Below are 5,154 nucleotides of genomic sequence, written 5' to 3' on the forward strand. Positions count from 1 at the left end.
TGGTCAATGGTCAATGGTCAATGGTCAATGGTCAATGGTCAATGGTCAATGGTCAATGGTCAATGGTCAATGGTCAATGGTCAATGGTCAAAACTTTGGACTATAGACTATGGATAAATTACAAATAACCAATGACCAATAACCAATGACCAATAACCAATAACCAATGACCAATAACCAATGACCAACGACAAAATCTAAAACTATACTTAATTACCCCACCTAATCAGTATCAGGTGGGGTATTTTATCCTAAAGGGTGTGTGTCACAATTATTAACAGATCGACAAATTACTCAACTCAAGGCTGAAGTATGTAGACGCCCACTAGGGCGGCTGACCGCAGGTAGGTTGAAGTATGAAAAAATGTTTAATTGCTTAGTTATGTCGAGACTTGTACTGTTTCCACAGACTAGACTTCGCCATAACATAAGGTGTGAAAGTTCCTCTTTGTTGACACTCTCAACAGCCATTTGCAACTAGTGCATTCTTTCATCCTTAATCCTTGAGCCTTCATCCTTGCTCATGAAGAATTCTAAAAGTAGGCGTCAGTGATGGAAGTAATCTATCAATATGCCTGGCTAATCCCAGTATTGCCCCTCCTCGGAGCAATGCTGGTAGGGCTGGGATTAATTTCTTTAAATCAGGTGACTAACCGCCTACGACAGCTCAATGCCGCATTGATTATTTCCTTAATGGGAGCGGCTATGGGGCTGTCGTTTGCCATATTGTGGAGCCAACTACAAGGACACGCCCCTTACACCCATACCTTAGAATGGGCTGCGGCTGGCAATTTTCATCTGAGTATGGGCTACACAATTGACCACTTGACAGCGTTAATGCTGGTGATTGTGACGACGGTAGCCTTCCTGGTCATGGTTTACACTGATGGCTACATGGCCCACGACCCAGGCTATGTCAGGTTTTATGCTTATCTCAGCTTGTTTGGCTCGTCAATGTTGGGTCTGGTAGTCAGTCCCAACTTAGTACAAATTTATATCTTCTGGGAACTGGTAGGGATGTGTTCCTACTTGCTGGTCGGCTTCTGGTACGATCGCAAGTCAGCAGCAGACGCAGCCCAAAAAGCCTTCGTCACTAACCGTGTAGGTGACTTTGGTTTGTTGTTGGGCATTCTAGGGCTATTCTGGGCAACAGGAAGCTTTGATTTTCAAATAATGGGCGATCGCCTCACCGAACTCGTTCACACGGGTTCTCTGAGCAATATACTGGCAGCCCTGTTTGCAATTTTGGTCTTCTTAGGCCCAGTAGCCAAATCTGCCCAATTTCCCCTGCATGTCTGGCTACCTGATGCTATGGAAGGCCCAACACCCATTTCTGCCTTAATCCATGCGGCAACAATGGTGGCAGCAGGTGTATTCCTGATTGCTCGGATGTACCCCGTCTTTGAACATGTCCCAGCAGCAATGGACACAATTGCCTACACTGGGGCATTCACCGCCTTTTTAGGGGCAAGCATCGCAATTACTCAAAACGACATCAAAAAAGGCTTGGCTTACTCCACCATTTCCCAACTTGGTTACATGGTGATGGCTATGGGAGTAGGAGCGTACAGCGCTGGACTTTTCCACCTAATGACCCACGCCTACTTTAAGGCGATGCTGTTTTTAGGTTCTGGTTCAGTAATTCACGGCATGGAAGCAGTTGTCGGTCACGACCCCAATTTGGCACAAGATATGCGCTTGATGGGTGGACTGCGGAAATATATGCCAATTACAGCTATTACCTTCTTTATTGGTTGTGTAGCAATTTCCGGGATTCCGCCCTTTGCTGGTTTCTGGTCAAAAGATGAAATCCTTGGTGCAGCATTTGCCTCAAACCCGGTGCTGTGGGGTATTGGCTGGCTAACAGCAGGAATTACCGCCTTTTACATGTTCCGGATGTATTTCACCACCTTTGAAGGTCAATTCCGGGGCAATAAAACCCAGTTATGGGAAAAACTCAAATCTCCTATTGGTATGGGCATAGTTACGGGCTTTGAAAGAACTCCTGCTTTTGGCCCCGGTGCAATGACCAAAGGAGAACTAGAAGCCCACGCCGAACACCACGATGACCATGGTCATGGTCACGGTCACAGTGAATATCCCCACGAGTCACCCTGGACAATGACCCTGCCTTTAGTCGTATTGGCAGTTCCTTCGATACTCATTGGTTTAGTGGGGACGCCCTTTGGTAACTACTTTGAGGAGTTTATTTACTCTCCCAACGAAACCCTTGAAGAAGTGGTAGCCAAAGCTGCTGAAGTTGACCTGCATGAGTTTTACATTATGGCAGGTGCTTCGGTAGCAATTTCCCTGATCGGCATTACCATCGCCTCCTTGATGTATTCGTGGGGTAAAATCAATCCGGTGGCGATCGCTGCTAAAATCAAACCACTTTACAACCTGTCCCTCAACAAGTGGTACTTCGATGACATTTACCACCAAGTCTTTGTCCTGGGCTTGCGTCGGTTAGCTAGACAAGTCATGGAAGTTGATTTCCGTGTTGTTGATGGTGCTGTTAACCTCACAGGCTTTTTCACCCTCGTGAGTGGCGAAGGTTTGAAATACCTCGAAAACGGTCGCGCTCAATTCTACGCGTTGATTGTATTTGCAGCCGTATTGGGCTTAGTGATTGTTTTTGGTGTCACTTAAATCAGTTATCAGTGAACAGTTATCAGTGGACAGTTATCAGTCAATAGCCTAATGGCGGCAGATTAAAGCCATAACCATTGCCTTCGGTGCTAACCGATAATTGTACAGACGCAATTCCTCGCGTCTCTAACTGTACAGACGCAATTCCTCGCATCTCTAGCTAACCGATAACTGTACAGACGCAATTCATCGCGTCTCTAGCTAACCGATAATTGTACAGACGCGATTCCTCGCATCTCTAGCTAACCGATAACTGTACAGACGCAATTCATCGCGTCTCTAGCTAACCGATAATTGTACAGACGCGATTCATCGCGTCTCTGATAACTGATTATTTAAATGAAGGCAGGACAAGCGGATCACCTGCCTTCATATTTTTTGATTTTTGTTAAATCAACCTAACAAATAACAACCAAATCACGAAAAAACTGCTAGTTAATAGCTAGTAGCAGATAGCCGAACCTTAAGAGCGACTTCATGAATACAGCTAATTTTCCCTGGCTGACTACAATCATCCTATTACCTATAGCAGCATCGCTGCTCATCCCTGTCTTGCCAGATAAAGACGGCAAAACAGTACGTTGGTATGCCCTGATTGTTGGGCTGATAGATTTTGCACTAATTGTTACTGCTTTCTACCTTAGGTATGATTTCTCTAACCCCGATTTACAATTGTTTGAGAGTTATCCTTGGGTTCCACAACTGGATTTGAATTGGTCAGTAGGGGCAGATGGTTTGTCTATGCCCTTAATTATTTTGACTGGATTCATTACCACCTTGGCAGCTTTAGCAGCTTGGCCTGTGACACTCAAGCCAAAACTCTTTTACTTTTTACTGCTAGCAATGTACGGCGGACAGATTGCTGTGTTCGCCGTCCAGGATATGCTGTTGTTTTTCCTGGTGTGGGAGTTGGAATTAATTCCGGTTTACCTACTGCTAGCAATTTGGGGAGGTAAAAAGCGTCAATATGCAGCAACTAAATTTATTTTGTACACTGCGGGCGGTTCACTATTTATTTTGGTCGCAGCCTTAGCAATGGCATTTTACGGTGATACAGTCACCTTTGACATGCGATCGCTCGCGGCGAAAAATATCGCCCTAAATTTACAATTATGGCTGTATGCTGCTTTCTTGATTGCCTACGCTGTCAAATTGCCTATTTTCCCACTCCACACCTGGCTACCAGATGCCCACGGTGAAGCTACGGCCCCAGTGCATATGTTGCTGGCTGGGATTTTGTTGAAAATGGGCGGTTATGCCTTGATTCGCATGAATGCCCAGATGCTTCCCGATGCCCATGCTTATTTTGCGCCTGTATTGGTAATTTTGGGGGTAGTTAATATTATCTACGCTGCCTTAACATCCTTCGCCCAGCGCAACCTCAAACGGAAAATTGCCTACTCTTCAATTTCCCATATGGGCTTTGTCACCATTGGTATTGCTTCCTTCACAGATTTAGGTTTGAATGGGGCAATGTTGCAAATGGTTTCCCACGGGTTGATTGGGGCAAGTTTATTCTTCCTAGTAGGGGCAACTTACGACCGCACACACACCCTAATGTTGGATGAAATGGGCGGTGTTGGTAAGAAAATGGGTAAGATTTTCGCTATGTGGACGACTTGTTCTTTGGCCTCTTTGGCATTACCAGGAATGAGTGGTTTCGTAGCAGAATTAATGATTTTTGTTGGCTTTGCCACTAGCGACGCCTATAGCTCTACCTTCAAAATTATTGTGGTGTTCTTAATGGCAGTTGGTGTTATCTTAACGCCAATTTATCTACTGTCCATGCTGCGGGAAATTTTCTACGGCGAAGAGAACAAAGAGTTAGTTTCTCACCAAAAACTCATCGATGCCGAACCCCGCGAAATCTTCATTATCGCCTGCTTGTTAGTACCAATAATTGGCATTGGTTTGTATCCTAAGATTTTGACTCAGGTTTACGATGCCACAACAGTACAGCTAACAGAAAGATTGCGTGATGCAGTACCTTCACTGGCACAACAAATCACACCAGAAGTGTCATTAAGTGCGCCGGAGATTGAGTAAGGTAAAACAAATAAAGTTTTTTACCTTTAGTGATAATTTAAGGGCGGGTTTTATGCCTGCCCTTTTTTGTGTTAACAAAACTTATGGTATTACAGCAATCCTAATTGAGTTGTGAGAAAACACGGAATCTTAGATCCCCGACTTCTAGGAGAAGTCGGGGATCTGGCCTCTCACGAATGATTTAGGATTGCTATATACCAATTCGCAATTCTCATACCATTTCACGTTAATCGCGATACATATAAATTTTGTACCAGACGCGATATATCGCGTCTATACGGATCTGTATTTGTATCAGATTTTTTGTGAAATGGTATCACACAACGGGCGAGAAGCAAGCTACACAATTTTTTGCGCTCGCCGAAATGATTCTTGCGCTCGCCGAAATGATTCTTGCGCTCGCCGAAATGATTCTTGCGCTCGCCGAAATGATTCTTGCGCTCGCCGAAATGATTTTTG

Annotated in this window: 2 protein-coding genes; both read left to right on the top strand. The window is 44.7% G+C overall.

What is annotated here, in order from left to right; genetic code table 11:
• Positions 1–552 precede the first annotated feature (552 nt).
• Positions 553–2,649, top strand: coding sequence for an NAD(P)H-quinone oxidoreductase subunit 5 (locus B4U84_RS17505; protein ID WP_131119760.1), 2,097 nt, complete (start codon positions 553–555; stop codon positions 2,647–2,649).
• A 477-nt stretch (positions 2,650–3,126) separates the two neighbouring features.
• Positions 3,127–4,695 (top strand): photosynthetic/respiratory NAD(P)H-quinone oxidoreductase subunit D1, encoded by a 1,569-nt coding sequence (ndhD1, locus tag B4U84_RS17510; RefSeq protein WP_017310389.1) that lies wholly within the window; start codon positions 3,127–3,129, stop codon positions 4,693–4,695.
• Positions 4,696–5,154: the final 459 nt, after the last annotated feature.

Origin of the sequence: Westiellopsis prolifica IICB1, assembly GCF_004323185.1 — a bacterium.
In the GTDB taxonomy this organism is placed as follows: Bacteria; Cyanobacteriota; Cyanobacteriia; order Cyanobacteriales; family Nostocaceae; genus Pelatocladus; species Pelatocladus prolificus_A.

Bases quoted from the DNA above. Each gene is read 5' to 3' on its own strand.
- B4U84_RS17505 (WP_131119760.1), top strand. From the start codon at position 553: ATGGAAGTAATCTATCAATATGCCTGGCTAATCCCAGTATTGCCCCTC.
- ndhD1 (WP_017310389.1), top strand. From the start codon at position 3,127: ATGAATACAGCTAATTTTCCCTGGCTGACTACAATCATCCTATTACCT.